Source organism: Acinetobacter sp. 1294243, from assembly GCF_000588015.1.
Taxonomy (GTDB): Bacteria; Pseudomonadota; Gammaproteobacteria; order Pseudomonadales; family Moraxellaceae; genus Acinetobacter; species Acinetobacter pittii.
On record NZ_JFXG01000001.1, the window covers coordinates 298,470 to 322,600 of the forward strand.

General features: G+C 36.3%; 23 protein-coding genes and 1 pseudogene. 11 read left to right on the forward strand and 13 right to left on the reverse strand.

Annotated elements, in window-relative coordinates:
- Positions 1 to 49: 49 nt before the first annotated feature.
- Positions 50 to 1,237 carry an O-succinylhomoserine sulfhydrylase gene (locus J655_RS06315; protein ID WP_032006131.1) on the reverse strand — a complete coding sequence of 396 codons (1,188 nt, stop codon included), beginning with the start codon at positions 1,235 to 1,237 and terminating at the stop codon, positions 50 to 52.
- Positions 1,238 to 1,373: 136 nt separating this feature from the next.
- On the opposite strand from J655_RS06315, the gene J655_RS06320 reads away from it, so the two are divergent.
- Positions 1,374 to 2,459 carry an alpha/beta fold hydrolase gene (locus J655_RS06320; protein ID WP_032006130.1) on the forward strand — a complete coding sequence of 362 codons (1,086 nt, stop codon included), beginning with the start codon at positions 1,374 to 1,376 and terminating at the stop codon, positions 2,457 to 2,459.
- A 110-nt stretch (positions 2,460 to 2,569) separates the two neighbouring features.
- On the opposite strand, the gene J655_RS06325 is transcribed toward J655_RS06320, so the two are convergent.
- On the reverse strand, positions 2,570 to 3,037 hold the full coding sequence (locus J655_RS06325) for a hypothetical protein (RefSeq protein WP_032006128.1): 468 nt from the start codon (positions 3,035 to 3,037) through the stop codon (positions 2,570 to 2,572).
- Positions 3,038 to 3,892: 855 nt separating this feature from the next.
- On the opposite strand from J655_RS06325, the gene J655_RS06330 reads away from it, so the two are divergent.
- From J655_RS06330 to J655_RS06340, 3 genes are all read left to right on the forward strand, one after another.
- Positions 3,893 to 4,162, forward strand: a complete 270-nt coding sequence (locus J655_RS06330; RefSeq protein ID WP_014206654.1) for a YARHG domain-containing protein — start codon at positions 3,893 to 3,895, stop codon at positions 4,160 to 4,162.
- A gap of 17 nt (positions 4,163 to 4,179) precedes the next feature.
- Positions 4,180 to 4,593, forward strand: coding sequence for an HIT family protein (locus J655_RS06335; protein ID WP_005069390.1), 414 nt, complete (start codon positions 4,180 to 4,182; stop codon positions 4,591 to 4,593).
- A gap of 255 nt (positions 4,594 to 4,848) precedes the next feature.
- Positions 4,849 to 5,967, forward strand: a complete 1,119-nt coding sequence (locus J655_RS06340) for a porin (protein WP_002122289.1) — start codon at positions 4,849 to 4,851, stop codon at positions 5,965 to 5,967.
- Positions 5,968 to 6,077: 110 nt separating this feature from the next.
- On the opposite strand, the gene J655_RS06345 is transcribed toward J655_RS06340, so the two are convergent.
- Entirely contained in the window at positions 6,078 to 6,668 is a 591-nt protein-coding gene (locus J655_RS06345) for a YidB family protein (RefSeq protein WP_032006127.1), read from the reverse strand.
- 99 nt (positions 6,669 to 6,767) lie between these two features.
- Positions 6,768 to 7,229 (reverse strand): DUF6231 family protein, encoded by a 462-nt coding sequence (locus J655_RS06350; RefSeq protein ID WP_005069394.1) that lies wholly within the window; start codon positions 7,227 to 7,229, stop codon positions 6,768 to 6,770.
- 39 nt (positions 7,230 to 7,268) lie between these two features.
- On the opposite strand from J655_RS06350, the gene J655_RS06355 reads away from it, so the two are divergent.
- A complete protein-coding gene (locus J655_RS06355; RefSeq protein ID WP_017482227.1) occupies positions 7,269 to 8,138 on the forward strand; it encodes a DUF2797 domain-containing protein in 870 nt (289 codons plus the stop codon).
- 34 nt (positions 8,139 to 8,172) lie between these two features.
- On the opposite strand, the gene lpxB is transcribed toward J655_RS06355, so the two are convergent.
- A complete protein-coding gene (gene lpxB, locus J655_RS06360) occupies positions 8,173 to 9,348 on the reverse strand; it encodes a lipid-A-disaccharide synthase (RefSeq protein WP_017482228.1) in 1,176 nt (391 codons plus the stop codon).
- A gap of 220 nt (positions 9,349 to 9,568) precedes the next feature.
- Here lpxB and J655_RS06365 point away from each other — a divergent pair.
- From J655_RS06365 to J655_RS06375, 4 genes and pseudogenes are all read left to right on the forward strand, one after another.
- Positions 9,569 to 11,667: pseudogene (locus J655_RS06365) on the forward strand (TonB-dependent siderophore receptor).
- Positions 11,668 to 11,733: 66 nt separating this feature from the next.
- A complete protein-coding gene (locus tag J655_RS0104205) occupies positions 11,734 to 12,033 on the forward strand; it encodes a hypothetical protein (RefSeq protein WP_025468528.1) in 300 nt (99 codons plus the stop codon).
- Positions 12,026 to 13,582 carry a PepSY-associated TM helix domain-containing protein gene (locus J655_RS06370; protein WP_032052160.1) on the forward strand — a complete coding sequence of 519 codons (1,557 nt, stop codon included), beginning with the start codon at positions 12,026 to 12,028 and terminating at the stop codon, positions 13,580 to 13,582. Before J655_RS0104205 ends, J655_RS06370 begins: the two co-directional genes overlap by 8 nt.
- Complete coding sequence (locus J655_RS06375) at positions 13,579 to 13,860, forward strand: hypothetical protein (RefSeq protein ID WP_032052161.1); 282 nt, start codon at positions 13,579 to 13,581, stop codon at positions 13,858 to 13,860. Before J655_RS06370 ends, J655_RS06375 begins: the two co-directional genes overlap by 4 nt.
- Here the strand turns inward: J655_RS06375 and J655_RS24320 are convergent.
- Complete coding sequence (locus J655_RS24320; protein ID WP_081312007.1) at positions 13,835 to 13,951, reverse strand: hypothetical protein; 117 nt, start codon at positions 13,949 to 13,951, stop codon at positions 13,835 to 13,837. The genes J655_RS06375 and J655_RS24320 overlap by 26 nt on opposite strands.
- Before the next feature lie 61 nt (positions 13,952 to 14,012).
- Here J655_RS24320 and J655_RS06380 point away from each other — a divergent pair, with 61 nt between their 5' ends.
- Both J655_RS06380 and J655_RS06385 read left to right on the forward strand, forming a co-directional pair.
- The gene (locus J655_RS06380) at positions 14,013 to 14,900 is read left to right on the forward strand and encodes a sulfite exporter TauE/SafE family protein (protein ID WP_032052162.1); all 888 of its coding nucleotides are present in this window, start codon (positions 14,013 to 14,015) and stop codon (positions 14,898 to 14,900) included.
- 96 nt (positions 14,901 to 14,996) lie between these two features.
- Positions 14,997 to 16,106, forward strand: a complete 1,110-nt coding sequence (locus J655_RS06385) for a 3-deoxy-7-phosphoheptulonate synthase (protein ID WP_078220773.1) — start codon at positions 14,997 to 14,999, stop codon at positions 16,104 to 16,106.
- 72 nt (positions 16,107 to 16,178) lie between these two features.
- Here J655_RS06385 and J655_RS06390 read toward each other — a convergent pair whose 3' ends face one another.
- The 7 genes from J655_RS06390 to mtlD form a co-directional block, all read right to left on the reverse strand.
- Positions 16,179 to 16,922, reverse strand: coding sequence for an adenosylcobinamide-GDP ribazoletransferase (locus J655_RS06390; RefSeq protein WP_032052164.1), 744 nt, complete (start codon positions 16,920 to 16,922; stop codon positions 16,179 to 16,181).
- A gap of 107 nt (positions 16,923 to 17,029) precedes the next feature.
- On the reverse strand, positions 17,030 to 18,598 hold the full coding sequence (locus J655_RS06395; RefSeq protein ID WP_032052165.1) for a histidine phosphatase family protein: 1,569 nt from the start codon (positions 18,596 to 18,598) through the stop codon (positions 17,030 to 17,032).
- A 123-nt stretch (positions 18,599 to 18,721) separates the two neighbouring features.
- Positions 18,722 to 19,321, reverse strand: a complete 600-nt coding sequence (locus J655_RS06400; RefSeq protein WP_032052166.1) for a histidine phosphatase family protein — start codon at positions 19,319 to 19,321, stop codon at positions 18,722 to 18,724.
- Positions 19,314 to 20,369 carry a nicotinate-nucleotide--dimethylbenzimidazole phosphoribosyltransferase gene (gene cobT, locus J655_RS06405; RefSeq protein ID WP_032052167.1) on the reverse strand — a complete coding sequence of 352 codons (1,056 nt, stop codon included), beginning with the start codon at positions 20,367 to 20,369 and terminating at the stop codon, positions 19,314 to 19,316. Before cobT ends, J655_RS06400 begins: the two co-directional genes overlap by 8 nt.
- 1 nt (position 20,370) lies before the next feature.
- Entirely contained in the window at positions 20,371 to 20,889 is a 519-nt protein-coding gene (cobU, locus tag J655_RS06410) for a bifunctional adenosylcobinamide kinase/adenosylcobinamide-phosphate guanylyltransferase (RefSeq protein WP_032052168.1), read from the reverse strand.
- Complete coding sequence (locus tag J655_RS06415; protein WP_032052169.1) at positions 20,877 to 21,503, reverse strand: 2'-5' RNA ligase family protein; 627 nt, start codon at positions 21,501 to 21,503, stop codon at positions 20,877 to 20,879. The genes cobU and J655_RS06415 overlap by 13 nt, the downstream gene beginning before the upstream one ends.
- Before the next feature lie 100 nt (positions 21,504 to 21,603).
- On the reverse strand, positions 21,604 to 23,751 hold the full coding sequence (gene mtlD / locus J655_RS06420; RefSeq protein WP_032052170.1) for a bifunctional mannitol-1-phosphate dehydrogenase/phosphatase: 2,148 nt from the start codon (positions 23,749 to 23,751) through the stop codon (positions 21,604 to 21,606).
- Positions 23,752 to 24,131: the final 380 nt, after the last annotated feature.

The window sequence follows — 24,131 nt, forward strand, 5'->3', positions numbered from 1 at the left end:
AAAGCCACATTAAAATCTATGTGGCTTTTTCATAACAAACATAACTTAATTAGATTAAATCTAACCCACGCGAGATATCGCCAATAATATCATTAATATCTTCTAGACCAACAGAAACACGAATTAGACCTTCTTGAATACCAGCTGCTTCTTTTGCTTCAACAGAAAGTTTGCCATGAGTTGTGGTTGCTGGATGGGTAATCGTCGATTTCACATCACCTAGATTACCTGTAATCGAGATAAACTTAGTATTATCAATAACCTTCCACGCACCTTCACGCTCGCCTTTAACAACGAACGATACAATACCGCCAAAGCCATTTTGCTGTTTAGCAGCAAGTTCATGACCGTCATGAGCTGGTAAACCAGCGTAGTAAACCTTCTCTACCTTTTCATGAGTAGATAACCATTCTGCAAGAATTTGAGCACTCTCACAGTGTGCTTTCATACGTAAACGTAAAGTTTCTAGACCTTTTAAGAAAACCCATGCATTAAATGGGCTCATTGATGGTCCAAGCGTACGAACAACACCAAAAACTTCTTCTAACAACTGATGATTGCCAACAACAGCACCGCCTAATGCACGGCCTTGCCCATCTAGGTATTTAGTCGCAGAGTAAATCACAAGATCCGCACCAAACTTGAGTGGTTGCTGCAAAACAGGTGTACAGAAACTGTTATCAACCGCAAGTAATGCGCCATTCGCATGGGCGATATCTGCTAGTGCTTGTATATCTGCAATCTCAGCTAAAGGGTTAGACGGTGACTCAACAAAGAAAAGTTTGGTTTCAGGACGTACAGCATTTTTCCATTCGTCTAAATCACATAAATCAACAAATGTAATGTCTACACCAAACTTGGCAATATATTTTTCAAATAAGGCAACAACTGAACCAAAAACTGCTCTTGAGCAAATAACATGATCACCCGCTTTTAGATATGCCATAGCAACTGACAAGATTGCGCCCATTCCAGAGCTCGTCGCTACAGCTCGTTCAGCACCGTCTAAAGCTGCTAAACGTTTTTCGAACATCGATACAGTCGGATTAGTAAAACGAGAATAGATATTTCCTTGAACCTGACCAGAAAATTTTGCTGCAGCTTCAGCCGCATTTTCATATACAAATGATGAAGTCAAAAAAATCGGTTCGCCATGTTCCCCTTCAAAACTACGAGTATGTCCGGTACGAATGGCTAAAGTATCAAGTTGGTATTCTAAATCATCAGACTGGTGCATTAAATGTTCGCCTTTACTGGTCATGTACTAAAAAACTATCATCATTTTGAGTGTCTAGGGTATTTAAGGTCAAGGTAAACCTTAAAATTATCGCTTAGACTTTATTCAACTTTAGTAAATAGTTGGTAAAAGCAAGATGAAACGCTTAAAGTCCCTTGTCTCTGAACAAAGTCAAATCAAGCACCTCTCTACCCGACTATTTCACCCACAGACATTAGTATTGTCACAAAGCACTCCGTTTGAAGTGATTGGTGAATTCAATCAAACCCGTATTCGTTATTACGCAGCTACTCAAAAACAATTTAAAGAACCTTTAGTATTCGTTGCACCACTCGCTATTAATATGGCGATATATGATTTATATCCTTATCGTTCTCTTATTAAATACTTCCAAAATGCTGGTTTTGATGTCTATTTGGTAGATTGGGGCCGTTTAAAGTTTAAGGACAGACATCTTAACTTTTTATCATTTATTGAAGATTTCATTCCTAAAGCCATACAACTTGTCAGAACACACTCCAGAAGTGAACAAATCTCGCTTCACGGATGGAGTATGGCAGGGATATTCGTCACTTTATATACAGCGCATAATCATCCAAATTATGTTAAAAATCTTATTGTTCTTGGTAGTCCAATAGACAGTTATGCTTCTGGTTATATTGGAAAACTCTCCCGAGCCATAAACAACACGATTGGTCACAATAAAAAAATTCAAGACCGTATTTATTCTGGATTGCCAAAACGTCTGATTCATAGCCCAGGAATTTTAAATTCTTTAGGTTTCAAAATTCTCGACCCTAAAGGCTGGTTCGATGGTCATATTCAATTACTTAAAAACCTTAATGATCTTCAGTTCGTACAAGAGCATGCCACTCTAAGTAGCTTTTTAAATAATATGATTGATTACCCAGGTGGAATTAATCAGGACATGTTGTTCAATGTTTGGTTGCAAAATCCATTGAAGCGCGGCTTTATTCAGTTAAAAGATAAAAAAATCGAATTAAAAAATATCGACTGCTCTCTCTTAGTGGGCGCAGGTCGTAGTGATCAACTGGTTACCGCTGATGCAGCTCAACCATTAAGTCAGTTAACCAGTAGCCAAGATGTTACGTTTACTCTCATACCTGGCGGTCATTTGGGCCTCATGTCGAGTCAGGCAAGTGCGCTGGAGTTCTGGCCACAACTAGCAAAATGGCTCACCGAACGATCAACGCAAATTTAAGAATAAGGTCATGATTCCACCTATTGCTTTTATTCGGTTGGGTGGAATAAACCCTCCTATAACAGTGCATTTACCAATAATATTATTGTTTTAATAGAAAATTATTATTTTCACCATGAAGGCACTTTATTAACTTTTTTATAATCGGATGATTTAAAGTAATTTACAATCATCTGTGCACTTTTTTCAGAAGAGGCCTTGGCCTGCTCCAGTTTTGTTACATAAGGATTAGTCACTATACAGCTCGGTAGTAAACTATTTGTAAGCGGTGGAAACTTTTCCCTACCACCTAGAGTAATTTTTTCGATAAAACTTGCCAACCACATAATGTACTCACTTTTATTCTTATAAGTTGGCATTAAGCTGATATCGAGTTTAACTGTACATTCCTTTGCAGGCTTATTTAAACATTCTTCAAAATCAATAAAGTTATATTTTAGTTTATATGAAGTGTCTTTTATCTCTAGTCGAATAATACTAACTAAGCTATTCAAATGCTCGATCATATCCTCTGAGAAAAGCTTTTGCTCTTCAAAATTTTTATAAACTCTTTCAGCAATTAGTAAAAATTGTGGCATCACCTATTCCTTTAATATTTAGTCTTAACGAATGACTAGATCCTTTAAGGAAGTATGATGGATATACTATTACTATATGTAAGGGTCTGATGCTATAAAGTAACTATCAGGGCAATTATGAAAGCAACATTTGTACTATGTCACAAAATCCAAATATAAAGCGAACTTATCCTCAATATAAAATACTAAATTTTAATGATTCGAAATAACTTTAATAAAAAAAGCCCATTTCATTTGGAGAAATGGGCTATAAAAACAAAAACTATCAAACGCAGCAATTATGGGCCATATAATAAGACTTTAAATATGTAAAATCAATGTATCTTTCAGGTGAATTTTAATCTTAAATAAAAGTCGAAAATAATTTTATCTGTGTTTCAATAAGAGAAGCCCATTTCCGTCTAAAATAAATGGGCCTAGTGAATTCCACCAAATCCTAAAATACAAAATGTGATAATTATCACGCTTTGTTCTTTGATCATGGCATTAATATCTTTCTTTCCCATTGACCAAAATTCAAACTAAAACTGTCTTTTCAGCAAAAGATGAGTCATAAATATGGCTTTTCTACGAACTTTTTGATTTTTTATTTAATAGAAGCAAGTCCCCTATTTCATTCATTATGAGCAATTACAAGGTATTAGATAGTAGTTAAGTTATGGAAAGATATATAAAAAATTTAGTTAAGTTTTTGTTTTTATTGTTTATTTTTAAAACATTGATATATAAAGATTTTATTAATTTTTTGCCCAAAATTCAAACCAAAATGACACTTGAGTAATTAATAGTCATTGAAATATTGGTAAGAAACCTTATATTGAGTACAGGTTCATACCTTTAACTGAGGAAAAGCTCATGAATAAATTTATGGTTGCAGTCTTTACTGGCATGGTGAGCATTGCTAGTTTTGGCGTACAAGCTGCAACACCTGAGCAAGAATGTCAAAAATTGCAAGATGATTACAATTTGATTTATGCGTCAAAAGGCTTTTGTTTTAAAGATCCTGATGCTAAAGAAAAATATGGTAATGAAAACTGTCATACGACAAAACCAAAATTTTCTGACAAAGAGCAACAACGTCTTGACGCGATTAAAGAACGTCAAAAAGAATTGAAATGTAAATAATTTTAAAGGAATAATACATGGCATATGATGATCAAAATATCTTCGCAAAAATTTTACGTGGAGAACTTCCAGCGATAAAAGTCTATGAAGATGATCAAGTTCTAGCTTTTATGGATATTATGCCTCAAGCCGATGGTCATACATTAGTTATTCCAAAAACACCTGCTGTAACACTGCTGGACTTACCTGCTGAAGCAGCAGCCTATACTATACAAATTGTTCAAAAGATTGCTAAGGCAATGGAAAAAGCGCTCAATTTGGAAGGTATTGTATTGATGCAACTTTCTGGAGCAGCAGCAGGACAAACTGTTCCACATGTTCATTTTCACCTAATTCCAACAAATGTGCATCATCTTGGACGCCATGCTGTTGAGTTAGGAGATCAAGAAAAAATTAAAGAATTAGCTGAAAAAATTAAAGCAGCTCTTTGATTTTTAGATGGTTAAAGCGGAGTTTAGGCTCCGCTTTTTTTCGTCTAAAAACTATAAAAAATGAAAATAACTAATTTATTTCTAAATTTTAAACGTCATAAAACTGTCATTTATTCTTCACTTCTCTGTCACAAAATTTGCCGATACTGCTTAGCAAGTTGGTGAGCTTTTGTAACTTTTTGTACATAAGTCAACTACAAAATAAATAGTTAGCTAGGCATACGCCATTTTTAAATACCTTTTGGAGAAATCTCAATGAAGAAATTGCTACTCGCTGCCGCAGTTGCAACTTTGAGCGTAAACGCGGTGCAAGCAGCGCCAACTTTGTATGGCAAACTAAATGTTTCTATTAACCAAGTTGATAATAAAAATTTCGATGGTAAAAGTGACGTTACCGAAGTTAACTCAAACTCTTCTCGTATTGGGGTAAAAGGCGAAGAGAAATTAACTGATAAGTTATCTGCTGTTTATTTAGCTGAATGGGCAATTTCTACTGATGGTTCAGGTTCTGATACTGACCTTAGTGCTCGTAACCGTTTTATCGGTTTAAAAACTGAAGGTGTTGGTACATTAAAAGTAGGTAAGTATGATTCTTACTTTAAAACAGCTGCTGGTGGTAACCAAGACATCTTTAATGACGATACACGTTTAGATATTACTAATATCATGTACGGTGAAAACCGTTTAGACAACGTGATCGGTTTTGAATTAGACCCTAAATTATTAGCTGGTTTAACATTCAATATCATGGCTCAAACTGGTGAAAGCACCTCTGATAGCAAACAAGGTGAAACTGGTAAAGACAGCAAAAATGATAGCTTTGACTCTGTATCAACATCGCTTGGTTACGAAAACAAAGATATCGGTTTAGCAATTGCTGCTGCTGGTGACTTTGGTATTAAAGGTAAATATGCAGCTTACGGTCTAAAAGATGTTTATACCGATGCTTACCGTGTAACTGGTTCTTATGATATTGCTAAATCTGGTTTTGTTGTAGGTGCTTTATGGCAACACGCTGAACCTACTGATGACTTGACTGCTTATAAAACGTCAAAAACTACGCGTGTAGATGGTGTTGATAAAACTACAGATACCTATACAAACTACAAAGGTTTAGAAGAAGAAGCATATGCAGTAACAGCTGCTTATAAAATTCCTAACACTAAACTTAAAGTGAAAGCAGAATACGCTTCTGCTGAAACACAAGTAAGCGGTAAACAAGATCGTAAAATTGACTTATACGGTTTAGGTCTTGATTACCAAATCAACAAACAAGCTCGCTTCTACGGTATCGTTGCTCAACAAAAACGCGACTGGATTAAAGAAGACGACAAACAAACTGTTGTAGGTACTGGTATCGAATATAACTTCTAATCAGTTATGTTTGATTCAGATCTAAAATAAAAGGGCTTATGCCCTTTTATTTTTTGTCCTGAGTAAAAAAAGCCGATATAAAACTTATCGGCTTTTTTAAGATTTATATCTTATTTTAAAAAACCACTTACAAGATTCATGACATTTTGAATATCTTGGTTTGCTTCTTGATGATCGGTACTGTCACCTTGAGGTGTTAAAGAGTCAATGACCTGAGGTAAAACCGATGCGATTGCACCATAAACTTGCTCTTTGGGCGCTTGAGCTTGCTCGGCAACTTGTTCAATGTCAGACGGATTAAATAGGCTCTGTAACTGTTGGGTCGGAACTTCGCTATTACTTTGATTTGGATCAACCCAACTTTGAACCTGACTTCCTAAACCAGCCCCTTTTAACTTTTCTAATGCAGCTTGTAAACCACCTTGTTGCTGTACCCAACCTAAAATTAAAGGCACAACTGCAATTAATAAACTTTGTACGCCGCCACCTGTTTGAGGTGTACTGTTATTGCCAGTCACTTGCCCTAATACAGAACCTAATACTCCTCCAAGGCCACCTTGAGCGCCCGAAGAAGTATTGCCCCCCATTTGTCCGAGTACTGAACCTAAAATTCCACCTAAACCACCTTGACCTGACGCTTGCTGATTCCCACCTAAAGCCTGCTTAGCCAAAACTTCTACAATATTGCTTAAATTAGTCATGTGTAACTCTTATGTATGGTTTATACATGAGCATACGCGGATTCTTGTTAAGACAGCAAAAACCAAATTGTTAAATTTTGAAAGAGATTTAAGGCCCTTTTACCAGCGGAATTTATTCCAGTTTTCCGGGTTCGCCCAGAACTTTGAATTAAACCAGTCCGGAACATGTTTATAAGTCAATATATTAAATTGCCATAAAGCAAAATCACTATCATGTGAAGTTTTATCAATAAGTTGAGTAAAACCTAAAGAACGTAATAACTGCTCATCACTGCGTTTACTTACCACTACAATTCGTTTCGCTAATAAATCTCTTAGCTTTACTAATAATTGTGATTTTTGCACATCGCTGATGTTCTGCATTTCGTCAGTATCAAACAATACAAAACCCAAGTCATAACGCTGAGTAAAAGGCAGACTTAAAAGCTCAGTTACGGTAAAATAGTGCCATTGAATTGCGTTATTCTGGTCAATTTTCTGGCCAATACAAAGTGCAGTATGAATGGGCTGTTCGTTTGATAAATCGTCTAGCATAGAAGTGATGACATTTTGTTCAGCCATAACTGCAACCCTTAATTGAAAGATGTGAGTTTAAACTTTATGGAACTACAAGGCATTTGCCATAAAATGCATGCAGGCCTAAAAGATGCTAGTGTAACTGATCAACAGACAACCAAGGCAAATGTTGAATACAAATTTGTATTAGACCGTTCAGAAATTGATCTTCCTTTTAATTTAGGACAAGAACTAGAAATCGAATGGACAGGTAATATTTATTGCACTTCTTGTGGCACTAAAACACCAAAGTCTTATTCTCAAGGCCACTGCTTTAAATGTTTTAAGACCAAAGCAGAATGTGACCTTTGTATTATGAAACCTGAATCATGTCACTATCACTTAGGTACATGTCGTGAAGATGACTTTGCCCATAGCGTTTGTTTCCAACCACATATTGTATATTTGGCAAACTCTAGTGCTTTAAAAGTGGGTATTACGCGTGTTAGCCATATGCCAGGTCGTTGGTTAGATCAAGGTGCAACTCAAGCCTTACCTATTTTAAAAGTTGGATCACGCCGTTTATCCGGTCAGCTTGAAACCATGTTTGGTTCTTTAATTGCTGATAAAACAGATTGGCGAAAACTCCTCAAGGGTGAAGCTGAACCTTTAAATATGGTTGAACAACGTGATCAATTAATCGAAGAGTTCGCCCCTAAAATTCAAACTATTCGTGAAGAATTTAGTCAAAACCTTGAATTTAACGAAACGGTTGAACTACTAGAAAATGAATTGCCACGTGAGTTTGTTTACCCAGTTGAACAATATCCTGAAAAAATTAAGTCTCTAAACTTAGATAAAACACCAAAAATTCGTGGTGTCTTACAAGGGATTAAAGGCCAATATTTAATTTTTGATATCGGTGTTATCAACATTCGTAAATATACAGGGTACGAGCTGATTGTACGTGCATAAATAGAAAAGGCATTCTTATATGAATGCCTTTTTTTTACTTCTCTAGTACATTTAGGATGACTTGAACTGGGTCTTCCGTATTTCCAGAAATAAGCTGTTTATGCATGGTTAAGTGCTGCATCACCTGAATTTGAGCGGTTTCAACATTCATTAGTTTTTCTATTTCTGCTGCTAAATTTTCAGGTGTGGCATCAGCTTGAATTAGCTCTTCAATTACTTTTTTACCGGCAATAATATTAGGCAAAGAGTAATAAGGAATTTTGACCAAGAATTTAGCAATTAAATAAGTTAACCAATGCAATTTATAGAATGTGACCATTGGTCGATGCATCAGCATGGCTTCTAATGTCGCCGTTCCTGATGCTAAAGCAATAATGTCACTCGCGTTCATGACCATACGACCAATTTTCGATTCACTATCCGTATTTTCTAAAATATGAATTTTTGCTTTTAACTGCGGTGCTAATTGTTCAACACCCTGCTCAATCTGTTGTTTACGAGCATCATTAATTGCCGGAATTAAAAATTGAATGTCTGGATGTTTGGTATGCAAAATATTGGCAGCCCCCAGTAACATAGGAAGAAGACGCTCTACTTCACCTTTGCGGCTACCAGGTAACAAGGCAATATGTTTTTGATTTTCATCAATACCCAATTGCTGTTTGGCAATTTGAATAGGATTCTCAAATGGCAATTGTTTAGCTAGCGGATGTCCGACAAATGCTGCTGGAACTTCATATTGTTCATAAAAAACTTTTTCAAAAGGAAATAAACAAAGTACTAAATCTATACTCTGTTTAATGCCATGAACACGCCCTTGGCGCCACGCCCAAACTGATGGGCTCACATATTGAACTGTTTTTATTGGAAGATTCTTTTCTTTAATACTTTTCGAAAGTCTAAGGTTAAAATCCGGTGCATCAATACCTATAAAAATATCAACCGGATGTTGAGTCCATTGATTGATTAGACCATCACGCACGGCGAATAATTTTTTTAAATCTTTTAAGACCTCAACAATCCCCATCACAGATAGAGTTTCCATTGGGTAATAACTGTTAAAACCTTCAGCAATCATTTGGGGACCACCGATTCCCTCAAATTCAGCATCGATTCCCTGTTCTCGAAAACTACGCATAAGTTTCACACCAAGCGTATCTCCAGAAACTTCCCCAACTACAATACCTATTTTAAGTTTTCGGTTTGCCAAGGTGATTTACCCAAGAATTTGAAATAATGCATTCTAGCATAGAGGTTTATCAATCTTGAACTTGATCTATATGTACTTACCAAGAGCGGCCACAGCACAAGCTATCTAAAATTACACTCATTCACCATCTTTTAATCTAAATTAACAATGCAATTTGAATTGTAGCTTACATTTACAAACAATAAAATAAATGAGAATTATTTACATTATCCTTAATCTTATGAATATCCCGCCTCTACCATTTAAGCTTACCGTAATCGCCTGCGCGATTTGTTATGCGAACCTCTCTCATGCTCAGGACTCAGAGGTACAATCTTTACAGACGATTCAAGTTAAAGCATCAAATACTGAACAGTCTTCTGAACAAACTAAAGCATATAATGTTAAAAAATCGAGTAGTGCAACCAAGCTTAATATTGAAGCTAAAGAAACTCCTCAAACCATTAACGTCGTTACTCGTCAGCAAATTGAAGATTTTGGGCTTACCAGTACCCGAGATATTTTAAGTAATACACCGGTGTAACTGTAACCGGATTGGAAACAAACCGCACAACTTATACTGCTCGTGGTTTTGATATTTCAAATATTCTGGTTGATGGAATCGGTATCCCTCAAGTTGACAGCTATAACTATAACAATAGTGATGCAGATAGTTATTTCTATGATCGTGTTGAAATTGTCAAAGGTGCTGATGCCCTGACAAATGCTCTAGGGGATCCTGGCGCTACAATTAATTATATTCGTAAACGTCCCACTAAAGAATTTCAAGCAAATGCTGGGGTGAGCTATGGTTCATGGGATACACAACGTTATGAAGCGGATATCTCTGGTTCTCTTACACAAGATGGACGAGTACGAGGACGTCTTGTAGGTTATGAGAAAGTAGGAGATTCTTATCTAGACCGCTATTCAGAAGAAAAGAATGGATTTCAAGGAATTTTAGAAGCTGACGTTACAGACACCACAAATGTTTCAGCAGGATATTCGAAAACTCGTCAATACGCTAATGGTTCTCAATGGGGTGCTCTACCCTTGGTTAACTCCAAAGGTGAACCATTAAGTTATTCTCGTAACTATAATTATGCACCGTCATGGACATACTACGATTGGGAAATAGATAATTACTTTGCCAATATTGAACAAAAATTATGGGGAGACTGGAAGTTAAGATTAGGCTATAACCTTAAGAAATCAGATGTTAAAGATAAAATGCTTTATCTCAGTGGTTTTCCTTCTGCTAGTGACAATACGTCTGGTATTTCACTATATCCAGAAATTTATAATCAGAAATTTAAAGAAACTACTGCTAATGCAGACATTCAAGGTACTTTTAATTTATTAGGACAGCAACACGAAGCAAATATTGGTTATAACTGGTCAAAATATAGTGCTCAAAGTGTTTATTCGTATGGCAGTAGTTTAGGTGTTATTACCACAGACTTACCAAGCTGGACTCCTGAAGAACCGACTTGGGGAGACTTTACCTATGCAGACTCAGAAGAAAGAACCATGAAGTCCGTTTATGGTGCGACTCGTATTCATTTAGGTGAGGATCTGAAATTTATCTTAGGTGCCAACTACACTGAAATCGATACTTTAGAATATAAAAAGAATAAAGTTTCTCCATATGCAGGTATTACATATAACTTTACTCCTGAATATACAGGTTATATGAGTTATACCTCTATTTTTAGACCACAAACTGTTATTGATCTTTCTACTAAACAAACAGCTGTACCAGTAGAGGGTGAAAGCTATGAATTAGGTGTAAAAAGCGCTTGGTTAGATGGGGCTTTAACAGGAAATATCGCAATCTTTAGAACAGATGAAGATAATTTTGCACTAAACCCATTATGGGATCCGCTTTATAACAAATACTCATCTCCAATCGGAACGATTAGATCGCAAGGTGTTGAGGTAGGATTAACTGGAAAATTAACTGATAACTTAGATTTGGTTTTTGGTTTTTCAACATTTAGTCTAAAAAATATGGAAACGGGTGAAAGAGGCCGACCTAATATCCCGACTCAAACACTTAATGTTTTAGCTTCTTATACTATTCCACAGATTCCAAAATTAAAAGTTGGTGCAAGCATTAAGTGGCAAGATGATATACATGACACCTCTTACTCAACTGTAAAACAGGATGCGTATGCATTGCTTAACGTTATGGCCAGTTATGATTTAAACGAACATGTACTGTTCCAAGTAAATGGTAACAACCTGACAAATGAAAAATATTTGACAGGTTTATCTGGTGGCCAAGGTTACTATGGCGCTCCAGCCAACTATACAGTTGCTGTAAAGTTTAAATATTAATATCGTAGCCAATCCCAATTTAGGGATTGGCTTTACTTATTATTCTTTGTTTATGTGTCAGTAAAGATGTCCAAAACTGTAAATCTCCCTGTGTCATATCGTATAAAAGTTTTCTATCGATTCTTGCTAGTTTTCGGTATGGGCTTTGCCTGTATGGCGTGTTTAAGTCTTGGACTCACTGGAATTTTCCTTTTGAATCTGGATAAAGCTGAGGCTATCTATCTTTCAGCATTTATATCGATTTTATTTTACGTAGTCTTTGTAATTGTTGGGTTCTGCATTCAATCATTAGTGCGACTGACCATTTTATCAATCGCATTATTTGCCCTTTTCTTTATTGTGACACAGACGGTGGGTTATGCATAAAGGTATACGTCAATCTATGGCATGGCTACACTCATGGACTGGCTTAATTTTTGGGTGGCTTGTATTTGCCATTTTTTTAATGGGGAGTTTGTCTTATTACCGCCACGAAATTAATTTATGGATGCAGCCTGCACTTGCCCAATATGAAGTAAAGCAAGATATTGCTATTAAAACAGCATATCAATATTTACAAGAAAACGCTCCAGACGCCAAATCTTGGTATTTAACAGCTGCAACACCAGAAAGTCCGATCAACACCATGTATTGGGAAAAAGCTGACGGCGGTTATGGCAATGCCACACTTGATGCTAACACGGGAAAAGAGCTTCAACTTTCGGCGACCTTAGGCGGCGATTTTTTTTACCGCTTCCATTACCAACTTTTTGGCATTCCAATAATAGTTGGGCGATTAGTCGTGTGTCTTGCAGCATTTATTATGCTGATTGCTTTGGTTTCAGGCATTATTACCCATAAAAAAATATTCACTGACTTTTTTACTTTACGTACATTTAAGTCTCAGCGTTCGTGGCTAGACTTTCATAATATTTCTTCAGTCATTGCTCTGCCCTTCTTTTTAACCATAACATTTACAGGCTTAGCTATTTTCTTTTATTTATATCTACCTTGGGGAATGCAAAAGCTTTACCCTGAAAACCCTTATCAATATTTTACCGAAATCCGCACAAAGACTGTACTTGAGAATCAATCAATTCAGCCTGCTCAAAACTTAGCTATTGATAAGCTATTGGACCAAGTTCAACAGAGTTGGGGCAACCAACCTTTATCAACAATGAGTGTGAAAAACCCGAATACCAATCAAGCTCAAATTACATTTATTCAAAAAGAAGACCGCACTATTACTCGAAATCAGCCTCAAATTACATTAAATGCTTCAACTGGCAAAGTCTTGGCAGATACACGTAATCATAGTCCTATTGCAACATTGAATGCGGGTGTTTATGGCCTGCATATGGCAACATTTGCTCAACCTTTACTTCGCTTAGGATTCTTTTTCTCAGGCATTTTAGGCTGTGTAATGATTGCCTCTGGTTTGTTACTGTGGAGTCTTAAACGACAAATTCAAAATAAGAATGGTAAGTTTCATTTCGGGCGCTACTTAGTTGATCGTTTAAATGTTGCGGCATTTGTTGGATTGCCCTGTGCAACTGTCGCCTACTTAAGCGCTAATCGATTATTTACAGTCACTTCAACCACAATCAATTATGAAATTTATAGCTTTTTCTTGGTTTGGCTAATCAGCTTAATCATTGCATTAATCACTAAAAAACAGCATTTGTGGCGAACTCAACTTAGCGTTTTTATTATGCTGTGTCTTTCACTTCCAATCTTAAATCTAATTTATTTACTTAAACATGAGTATGTTCAAAGCCTCAGTGATTATTGGACCTTTGCACGTGTAGATGTATTTTTGTGGATCTTCGCAGCATTAGCCATTTTTATATTCTGCAAAATTCAGCCTATCCAGCATAAAGCCGTAGAAAAAATTCAAAAAAAGCTGAATAAATTAAATACTGAGGTGAGCTCATGATTCTTATAGCTTTCATCTTAATTTTATTAGGAATGTATTTGTTGTTTATGGCGAGCGAAAAATATCAATCGCCGAAATCAACAGGTCATTTCAAATCGTTAGCTCAAAAATATTACCGGCACTTTAAAATAGTTGCATTCATGCTATTTGGTTTATGCGCATTTATTCTTATTCAACACTATAAATTTTCAATTGGTTTTGTTAGTTGGTGGATCTTTGCAACGCCATTAACTTTTCTTCTTATACTTTTGATTAACCCACTAAAGTCACCCAAATAATCATTTTCTTTAAAAAATGATGAAAAATAGTACAAGCTAAGCAAAATTTTGATTGCTTAGCTTTTTTTTGCATAAGTAAATCATTATTCATGACAACTGTTTATCTCTAAAAGGAATAAGATATCTGCGTTTCGTGATAAGTGGCGATAAAGATGTCTGGTGCTTTTGAATTTATCTTAGCGGGTATGTTAGTGGGTTTCTGTGTAGGGATTACAGGAGTTGGTGGTGGATCATTAATGACACCAATTTTAATTAGCCTTTTTAGAATTGAACCTCATATCGCGATTGGTACCGATTTACTTTATGCTGCAATCTCAAAATTTTGTGGATCAATGGTTCACGCTAGAAAACTCAATATTGTCTGGCCAATTGTTTTATGGTTAGCCGTAGGTAGTATTCCTGCATCTTTCGGTACTTCATGGGTACTTGAGCATTATTTAAGCCAGTCAACACACTATAAAGCTGTACTCACCATGGTATTAGGTTTTATGTTGACCTTAACTGGTGTTTCCATCATTTTCCGTACGCGTATTGAGAAATTCTTTAATAAATTCAGAACTAAAGAAGTCACTCAAACTGAAAATGAGCAGTTGGCAATCCATAAGAAACGTAGCTTTATCGTGATTATGGGAATCATTTTAGGTGTATTCGTAACCCTTTCATCAGTTGGTGCGGGTGCATTTGGAATCATGGCTCTTGTGATTATGTTCCCGAACTTGCCAATGATCCGAATTATTGGGTCGGATGTTGTACATGCAGTATTGCTTACCTTGGTGGCTGGCCTTGGACACATGAGTGCTGGTAACGTCGACTTTACACTTCTGATGTGGTTATTAGTGGGTTCAATTCCAGCAATTATTATTGGAACATTAATTAGCTCTCGTATGCCTGAACGTTTAATCCGAAAAATTCTAGGGATTACCCTATTTGCCCTCGGTGTTAACTTTATGGTTCATCCAGTCAAAGCAAAACCGAAAGCACCTGTGGTACAACAACAAGCAGTAGTTGCCGAAAAAACAGGCAACTCGACTGAAAGATAGTAAAATCAATAGGATTTTTCCAATCTGAAATACCATGAGATGTAGTATTTTCATAATTATTTCATGGTATATTCAGTACACAAAACAACCTTTAGTATGATCGAACCAGTGACAGCAATGACTACACATTCAAATTCCGTTTCAAAGCCAGATATCGACGACGTTAATATTAAAAGCATTCAAACTCTTGTAACACCAAATGAGCTTAAGTCAGAACTTCCTTTATCTGATGTTGCTTCGCAAACTGTTCTAAAAGGCCGCGAAACTATTCGTAATATTTTAGATGGTTCAGATAAACGTTTGTTTGTTGTTATTGGTCCTTGCTCTATTCACGACCCAAAAGCTGCTCACGAATATGCTGATCGCTTAAAAGCGCTAAGCGAAAAGGTTAAAGATACTCTATATCTAGTTATGCGTGTTTATTTTGAAAAACCACGTACAACAATTGGTTGGAAAGGCCTAATCAATGACCCTGATATGAATGACTCATTTAATATCGAAAAAGGTTTACGTATTGGCCGTAAACTCTTGCTTGAGTTGAATGAAAAAGGTTTGCCATGTGCAACTGAAGCACTCGACCCAAACTCTCCACAGTACTACCAAGACTTAATTTCATGGTCTGCAATTGGCGCACGTACAACCGAGAGCCAAACTCACCGTGAAATGTCTTCTGGCTTATCTTCACCAGTAGGTTTTAAAAATGGTACAGATGGTGGTTTAACTGTTGCAACCAATGCGATGCAATCTGTTAAATATGGCCATAGTTTCTTAGGCCTAAATGAAGATGGCCAAGTTTCAATTATTAATACAAATGGTAACCCTTATGCACACGTTGTATTACGTGGTGGTAACGGTAAACCGAACTATGACGCAGGCTCAGTTGCAGAAGCAGAAAATGCTTTAGCAAAAGCTAAAGTGAGCAACAAAATCATGATTGATGCGAGCCATGCTAACTCAAATAAAGACCCGTATTTACAACCGCTTGTTCTTAAAAATATTACTGAACAAATTTTAGATGGTAATAAGTCAATCGTAGGTATTATGGTCGAAAGTCACTTAAAAGGCGGCCGCCAAGATATTCCTGAAAATCTTTGTGACCTTGAATATGGTAAATCAGTAACTGATGGCTGTATTGACTGGGAAACTACTGAAAAGACATTGCTTGAAATGCATGAAGCTTTAAAAAATGTTTTACCAAACCGTTAATTCATCTTTTTAAGATTGAAAATTAAGCCCTCATTTTTTGAGGGCTTTTTTATTTTTGGATGAAACTCAAAATTAAACTAAATAAAAATAACTCGAAACAAAAGCAAAAAGCAGCACGGTTTCACTAATCTCAATTGCTGCACCCACTGTATCCCCCGTAATACCACCAATTCTTTTAATAAACAGATGTCTTAAATAAACGAGACTTATTAAAAAACTAATGATGGCAATAAGCCCTTGCCATTCCCAATATAAAGCCAATAACAAAACTATTGCAGCTATTATCCATGAGACTGTTTTGGCTAAATGATCAGTCAATGAACAGCCTAAACCTTTTTCACGGACATATGGCGTAGTTAAAAACAAAATAGACGGCACAATACGTCCAAGGCTAGGAACAAAGACTAAAAATAACGTTTGATGCTGTTCAATCAATACATAAACCAGTACAAGCTTGAGCAAACATATGATAACTAAGCTGAGGACTCCAATTGGGCCACAACTTGGATCCTTCATGATTTGTAAAGTTCGTTGTTTATCACCAAAACCGCCTACCCACGCATCGGCTGTATCTGCTAGCCCATCTAAATGCAGCCCACCTGTTAGCCAAATCCATAAAGTGATTATGATAGTTGCAAGCAAAAGAACGGGTAATTTGGCAAAAAGACAGGCAACAATAAAAAGTATGCCGCCAATAATCAGACCGACTAGAGGATAAAACAAAATAGCTCGACCATTTTGTTGCGCCGTTGGTATAGTCTTTAACTCAATAGGCAGTACAGTTAAAAATTGCAATGCAATCCAAAAAGGTGTCATATCCAAGTCTCTAACTGATCTATATTTAAAAGCAAATTGGATTATGAAGAAATAAAAATGGGAATAGCAATCCCTATTCCCATTAAAGACTCCAAAAAACTGAAAATCTATTGCATTTGATAGCACTGTTTCAATTTGATGTAGTCATAGTAAAAACTGGTTGGGGTATAACGTGCATAGTTACATGCAGATTTGAACAAAGTTTCTTTTTCGTTATAAAGCATTTTAACCAAAGTAGAGCCTTGGCTATTTTGGTAAATATCCCATTGGACATTTGCCGCCATAGGTGAAACTACTTCACCACGCCATGCGCTGGTTGAGTAATTATAAGTCTGACGTAGTGGTAAGGGCTGCATCATATTATGTAAATCTAGACTGGTTGCTAGAGGAATAATAATTTCAGCATGGGCAAAACGTAAAACTGCTTTGTATGGTTGGGCTTTATTTACAACCGCATCAACTTGTTGGAACAAATCCTGTTTGAGTCCTTGGGCAATTGCACTTGTGAGCTGATTTGACTCTGTGAAACTTGGACCTTTTTCATAAAAATCATTCGCATCATTAAATTCAGCATAAAATTTTGCAGCATCTAACGGCATATATTTATCAAAATCAATACCTTTCAACTCATCTTTCATACCACCAGAAATTGAATAGAGCTCATAAATATAAGCTGCCGCATCAACTGAACTGGCAATTGTATTTTTCCCCTTACCTTTTTCTGTAATTTGTTCACCTTTAGGTGAAGTGACTGTAAAAGATCCGGTATTGCTAAAGCTATAACCAGTGGTACCGAGTTTTTTAATAAAGTCTGCTTTAAAAATCGGGCTGAGCACTGTTTGAGCTGTTTTTTCAGCTTCTATATTTTTTAATAACTCATCTAACTTTTGTGCTAAATCTTTATTATTTTCTTCAAAATCTTGATAGGCCTGACTAGCATCATAAATTTTTTGTTGGCTAGCACTCAAGGGTTGAGCTAAGTCTTCGTCTGCATTCAAACTATGAAAATAGAGTTTGAAACGATCAACGCCACCATCTTCAATACTTGGCACGCTTTCACTCGATAAATTGGTATAAGACAATGGAACAATTTTATCTTTCAGTGGCGGTCGTTGTTTGATGAGTTCAGCAGTGAAGAATTTTGCACTATCTACAGCACGATCCACTCCAGAACTTTGTACCAATATAGATGCTTGCGAATTTAAAAGACTTGGTAAGCGCTGTAATAAACGATCTGCAATGCCACGGTGTTCTAAAATACCAGTCATGGTTTCATTTCCGTAACCGTACTGGCGGATCCCTTCTACACCATAGCCTAATAAGATATTTGCCTTCATCATGGCTTCTAAATCAGCACCTAATTGCTCACCTAATGGTGTTAAGGCATTTTCTGCTTTTGCCTGTTTCCATAAATTATAAAGTGCCAAATCATATTTCAGACTTGAGAGACCTCTTGAACCGTGACGTGCCACTAGCTCTGTAAAAACTGGTTGGAACCCATTGGGTGTTTGTTCATAGTTTTTTATTTCTTGTTGAGGTTGGTAAGGCGTTTTTGTTTGATAATATTTTGATTGGTTTGTAGATGGTGCAGTTTGAGCTTCTTGATCATCATTGTTATTACAAGCCGCGAGCAATAATGATGCTGTAAGCACAGTTGTTTTAAATAAAATATTCATAAGTCAGATGAGTGGTTATAAGAAATGACAATAGCTTAGTTTTTAGCAATGACAGTTCTATTACATAGACTTAAATATCTTTATAAAAATAATAACTTACAAGTGTATAAAAATATAAAACTACTATCTTAACTTAAAAGTTATTTGACCATCTGTTTCATAAAATTCGAGTGAATATAATTTTCCAAGCTCTGCTGGCATTTTAAGTAAGTCGTCTAAAGGTTGTTGTCTTGCAAAAAAAGCCAATAGCTTAATCACACCGCCATGAGTAACAACTAAAGCATGCTGTAAGTTTTGCTTTTGCATATGCTTCAGCAAATCCTGAAAACCTTTAAGAACCCTTGTTTGAAACTGGTTTAATGTTTCTGCGCGAGGTGGACAATATTGACTCGGTTTTTGCCAAAAATTTGCAAGTAATTCAGGTGAGGTTTCATAAATTTGCTGAGTTGAGACGCCTTCCCAATCACCAAAATACATTTCTTTTAAGTCATGATTTAGAAGTAAAGGCAGCTGAGTTGTCTTCGCAAGTTGCTCAGCAAAACAAGCACAACGCTTTAATGATGAACTTATAATGACATCCCATGGCTGATTAGCCACTTGCTCAATGGTTGAGTGCATTTGCTGCCAACCTTTTGCTGTTAACTCATCATCTAAATGGCCACGTAAAGTATGGCTATATTGACTTTCGCCATGTCTGAGCAAATCAATTCTAAATTTACCCAATTTTATCCCCGCTTACGGCAGCTTGAGCAAAGGTAGCCATTTGGTTGTGTAATACACATGCCATTTTAACTAATGCCAAAGCAGCGCCAGCACCACTACCTTCACCTAAACGTAAATTCATTTTTAAAATCGGCTCAGCATTGAGTTCTTGTAAAATATGTTGGTGGCCATATTCTGCCGATTGATGGCCAAAAAGCATCCAGTCACGCACTTTAGAGTTCATCCGCACTGCGCATAAAGCAGCGACCGAACTAATAAAACCATCCACAATGATAGGTAAGCCCACCTGCGCACAGCGGATATAAGCACCCGTAATTGCCGCAATTTCCAAACCACCTACAGCACATAGTGTTTTGAATGCATCACCAACAACATGTTTATGGTGAAGTTCAATTGCCTTTTCAATTACTTCAATTTTATGTCTTAATTGATCGGCACCAATTCCTGTACCAACTCCAGTTAATTGCTCGGCAGTATCATTTAATAAAAGACAAGCTAAGGTAGAAGCAGAACAGGTATTTCCAATTCCCATTTCACCCGCAATATAAATATCTGCACCTTTAGATTTGGCCGTGTCTACACTGTTTTTTCCTAACTCTAAAGCAGCACGACATTCATCTGCATTCATTGCGGCTTTTTTTGCAAAATTTGCCGTACCAGCACGAATACAATGAAATTCAACGCCTACGTATTCGTATGCTTCACCTACTGTACCGCAATCAATCACTTGTAAATGAGCTTGATGATATTTGGCAATGACACTAATTGCTGCACCACCAGTCGTGAAGTTTTGTAACATTTGACGGGTAACGGCTTGAGGATATGCAGAGATATTTTCTTCAACCACGCCATGATCGCCAGCAAAAACTGTAATCCATGGATGGTTAATGTGTGGATGTGCATTGGATTGCAAACTAGCAAGTTTTACTGCTATCAGTTCTAGATCACCTAAAGCACCTGTAGGTTTGGTCAGTTGAAGCTGGTGTTGCTCAGCTTGTTGTTTTGCATCCACATCAGGTTGCTGTACAGATTGTAACCACCAGTTCATTTTATTTCTCACCTTTTAAAATCATTGGAAAACCAGCCACACAAAACACAACCTTATCTGCAATTTGCCCTAAACTCTGATGCAGCCTGCCTGCTTCATCGACAAATCGACGACTAATCTCACCGAGTGGCACAACGCCTAAACCCGTTTCATTACTTACTAAAATAATTTCTGACTGAAGCATGGGTAAAACTTTTAATAGTTGCTCACACTCAAGTTGTTGAACATTTTGATCTTCTAAAAGTAATAAATTGGTTAGCCAAAGTGTTAAACAATCCACCAGAATAATTTGATTAGGTCGATCAATTTTTTGCAGAATCTTTGCTAAATATAAAGGTTCTTCAACCAAAGACCAGTGAGAAGGACGCTGATTTTGATGATGTGTTATTCGGCTTTGCATTTCAAAATCTAGCGCTTGCGCCGTTGCAACATAAGTGACAGCTAATTGCCTATCTATTGCCGTTTGTTCAGCCATTCGGCTTTTGCCGGAACGAGCTCCACCCAAAATCAGTTGCAACATGCATCACCTAAAAACAAATACTGATACGGATATAACTTACCTTGTAAAGTTTGAGCTTGATAATAACCAAATGTTAAATGCTCAACTTTAAGGTCAAATTCAGCCTGTTTATATTGTACAGGTAATTCAGAAATTTTTTGTAAAATCAAATCACTACTATAGTCTGTATTATACAACCCCAAAGTGATGTGTGGGCAATAATCTAAAGCCGCAATTTCATTAGAAACTAAACCTAACTTTTGGCGTATCTGAAATAAGATATTTTCAGTGTCTCCTATTTCTACAAATAGAGCACTACTAAAGCTATCGATTGAACCAATTTTTAAATGAAACGGAGCAAAATCTTCTTTTTTTAAGATTTCTCTTTGCTGCTCAAATTCACTCAAACTAAAGTCATCACTATAAACTCTGGTTTCGTAGTCTAAAAATCCACATATAAACAGCGTGATATGATATTGACGACTATTGGGTTCTAATAAGAATTCTGAAAAATGCGCGCGCAAGGCATCTAAATAATCAACTGTTTTTTGATTATTAATTTCTAAATACCACAATGCATAATTTTGCCGTCCAAGATGCCACTCAGGATAATCTCGTATAGATGTTGGCACCATGAACGTCGAGGGTTTTAGCAACACAGCTTTAATTCAAAATCATTCAATTTTTGTATTAAAGCATGTTTGCCTTTCAGTTGTAGAGCATAATTAAAAGAATTTAGGCATATTGAGTAGGCGCATTTTTTGAATTGGTAATATTCATGTTTAAAGGCTGTTTACCTTGTTCAGAAAATAAATATTGAACTAATTGCGTTAACTCAACTTCAAGTTGTGCTTTTTGAGCAGAACTCATATCCAGTTTTTTAACTTGCTCGTGTAAATGTTTAAATGCCTTAGTCTCTTTAATTTCTAAAAATTGAATCGCATAGGCATAACCTAAAGCAGCACCTTTTAATAGGTTTTTATAAGATAAATCATGCGCGATATTTACCTCAATTGATGCGATTACTCTTTCATTATGAGTTAACTTGCGAAGTGGATCTCTTGCTACTCGTTGACAAGGGTCTTTAAATGCATATTCACATGAGTCTAGAAAGCTTTGTGCCATGCGGTCCAGATCTTTTGCATAATTAGGTAATACAATTGCAAGCCCTTGCTTTACTTCCCTAATTAAGTTTTCTGCAAACGCTTTAACTGAATGATCCCCCATTGCGACGCCAATAGAATCATAACCTAGTAAAGATGCATACCAAGCAAGCATGGCATGCACGCCATTCCATAGTCGGTTTTTGATTAATTGAATGTCTATAATCTGATTAACCAAGACAACTTGACGCAACTTTTCGAGTAAAGGGCTGCCTTTTTCTACATAAATTGGCATATCCGTTTCACTATGAAACAGAATTAGATCCATGCTTTGTAATATATGGCCTGGCTGAAAATTACGGCGCATGTTATCAACATATAAAGATGCCTGATTTTGCTGATCTTGAGTCAATTTATTACAGTCTTCAATTTCGATTTGTTCTTCGTGTTCAACATCTTCTAAATGCTGTTCAAGAAAATTATGCTTAATACGAAGTTGGCGATATAAATTTTGATTAGATAATTTTGAAACCATGCGATTTACAACGGTATCGTAAAAGTAATGTTCTTTTAAAATATGTTCAGTCACATCTTCATCGTTGGTCAATTCTAATAGAGCTTCTCTAAGATGTTTCATAACTAAATATTTCGCACCAACTTTATTTAAAATAATTAGAAAAGTTAACGACTCAATACATGTTTCAAGTGGCGAGTTAAAGCGAGCATATAATCCTTTTGCGATTATTTTTGCTTCAGCTTCGATGGCCTGTTCGGGTAAACACAGTGCAATCAAACTTGAATGGGTATACATCTCCAACATTTGTTGTTCATTTTCAGAATCAACAATGGTCATGTTCTCAATACGTTCATCATAAGAAAATTGCCCATAGCGAATGCTATATGCTCCAAATGCATTTACGGCTTCGCGAAAAAGACTATTTCTTGTAGAAGCAATAATTCTTTTTGGTTTTGTGTACCCATCCCAATGTGACAAGATCTGCGCTATATAACCACCGCCAATAGCACCGAAACCATGTATTCCCACTGTCAGTTGATTCAGACTTTGCGGAAAAGGTTCCTGCATTTCTGGCATGTCCATAACAGGGATAAATTGATCGAGATCGGTTAAAAAGTCATACATCTGATCATAATAAAAATGTGCTTTTTCCAGCATTTCGTCATTTGGTTCTTTAATATCTTTTAATAAAATCGTTAAACCTTTTGAAGTGTGAGCTGAAGTTAAACCATTTTCAGAATCTTCAAACATAAGACACTGGTTAGCGTCCAAGTGAAGTTGACTAGCAGCTTTTAAAAAAATTTCTGGATGCGGCTTTCCTTGCTCTACTTCATCACCACAGGTAATCACATCAAAAAATTTATAAACATTCGCATTAATTAAATATTCTTCGGCAATTGCCCTACGGCTTGAAGTCGCGACGGCCATTCTTAAACCCGATTTTCGTAAACGTTCTAAAACCTGAACTAAACCTTTTTTAATCGGTACGCCGTGTTTTCGAATATATTCGAGTTCCATCTCATCAGCTTTTTTTCGAATTTCTTTATAGGGAACATTTACCCCATATAACCGTTGTGCCAATTGCTCAGCAGTAGTTGCACTTAAACCTAAACATTGCATTAAATATTCGTGTGAAAATTCCTGTCCAATGAGTTCTTGAGATGCCTGTTGCAATGTTTGAAACCGTAATCGCTCAGTGTCAAACATTGTCCCATCCATATCGAAGATAGCTCCGTGAACAGGTTTTCCATGAAAAATAAGCACGTTTTTACCTCTTTTTTTGATCATGTTTTATTCAGGGTATACAAAAAAACGGCTAAAAAGGCAGGATGTTAATAAATGAAACATTAGTGGTTATTTTTTAATCAAAAATATAATCGATCTGTTACTGTGTAGAGTTAAATATCCAAAATAGTTGAAATGTATAAATAACTATGAAATTAACTTTAACTACAAAAGCAGCAGGCCATCCTCGCCTGCTGCTTTTGATTAGTTCTTTTTGTTGCGCTGATAATGTTTATTTTTCTTTGTTCCATTTACCGCTAGTTGAACCTGCCTATTTTTATAATATCCTGCAGGCGCTCACATACCAGAAATCAACTCATCTTTTTCAAAATCATTATTATTGGAGTCTCTGGTATAAC

What these genes read in the sequence shown, in the direction of transcription:
- J655_RS06315 (WP_032006131.1), bottom strand. Translation starts at nt 1,237, where the DNA reads ATGCACCAGTCTGATGATTTAGAATACCAACTTGATACTTTAGCCATT.
- cobT (WP_032052167.1), bottom strand. Translation starts at nt 20,369, where the DNA reads ATGAACTGGTGGTTACAATCTGTACAGCAACCTGATGTGGATGCAAAA.
- J655_RS0104205 (WP_025468528.1), top strand. Translation starts at nt 11,734, where the DNA reads ATGTCCAAAACTGTAAATCTCCCTGTGTCATATCGTATAAAAGTTTTC.
- J655_RS06415 (WP_032052169.1), bottom strand. Translation starts at nt 21,503, where the DNA reads ATGGTGCCAACATCTATACGAGATTATCCTGAGTGGCATCTTGGACGG.
- J655_RS06355 (WP_017482227.1), top strand. Translation starts at nt 7,269, where the DNA reads ATGGAACTACAAGGCATTTGCCATAAAATGCATGCAGGCCTAAAAGAT.
- J655_RS06385 (WP_078220773.1), top strand. Translation starts at nt 14,997, where the DNA reads ATGATCGAACCAGTGACAGCAATGACTACACATTCAAATTCCGTTTCA.
- J655_RS06395 (WP_032052165.1), bottom strand. Translation starts at nt 18,598, where the DNA reads ATGAATATTTTATTTAAAACAACTGTGCTTACAGCATCATTATTGCTC.
- J655_RS24320 (WP_081312007.1), bottom strand. Translation starts at nt 13,951, where the DNA reads ATGAATAATGATTTACTTATGCAAAAAAAAGCTAAGCAATCAAAATTT.
- J655_RS06340 (WP_002122289.1), top strand. Translation starts at nt 4,849, where the DNA reads ATGAAGAAATTGCTACTCGCTGCCGCAGTTGCAACTTTGAGCGTAAAC.
- J655_RS06345 (WP_032006127.1), bottom strand. Translation starts at nt 6,668, where the DNA reads ATGACTAATTTAAGCAATATTGTAGAAGTTTTGGCTAAGCAGGCTTTA.
- J655_RS06390 (WP_032052164.1), bottom strand. Translation starts at nt 16,922, where the DNA reads ATGACACCTTTTTGGATTGCATTGCAATTTTTAACTGTACTGCCTATT.
- J655_RS06370 (WP_032052160.1), top strand. Translation starts at nt 12,026, where the DNA reads ATGCATAAAGGTATACGTCAATCTATGGCATGGCTACACTCATGGACT.
- J655_RS06350 (WP_005069394.1), bottom strand. Translation starts at nt 7,229, where the DNA reads ATGGCTGAACAAAATGTCATCACTTCTATGCTAGACGATTTATCAAAC.
- J655_RS06330 (WP_014206654.1), top strand. Translation starts at nt 3,893, where the DNA reads ATGAATAAATTTATGGTTGCAGTCTTTACTGGCATGGTGAGCATTGCT.
- J655_RS06325 (WP_032006128.1), bottom strand. Translation starts at nt 3,037, where the DNA reads ATGCCACAATTTTTACTAATTGCTGAAAGAGTTTATAAAAATTTTGAA.
- cobU (WP_032052168.1), bottom strand. Translation starts at nt 20,889, where the DNA reads ATGTTGCAACTGATTTTGGGTGGAGCTCGTTCCGGCAAAAGCCGAATG.
- J655_RS06335 (WP_005069390.1), top strand. Translation starts at nt 4,180, where the DNA reads ATGGCATATGATGATCAAAATATCTTCGCAAAAATTTTACGTGGAGAA.
- J655_RS06375 (WP_032052161.1), top strand. Translation starts at nt 13,579, where the DNA reads ATGATTCTTATAGCTTTCATCTTAATTTTATTAGGAATGTATTTGTTG.
- J655_RS06320 (WP_032006130.1), top strand. Translation starts at nt 1,374, where the DNA reads ATGAAACGCTTAAAGTCCCTTGTCTCTGAACAAAGTCAAATCAAGCAC.
- J655_RS06380 (WP_032052162.1), top strand. Translation starts at nt 14,013, where the DNA reads ATGTCTGGTGCTTTTGAATTTATCTTAGCGGGTATGTTAGTGGGTTTC.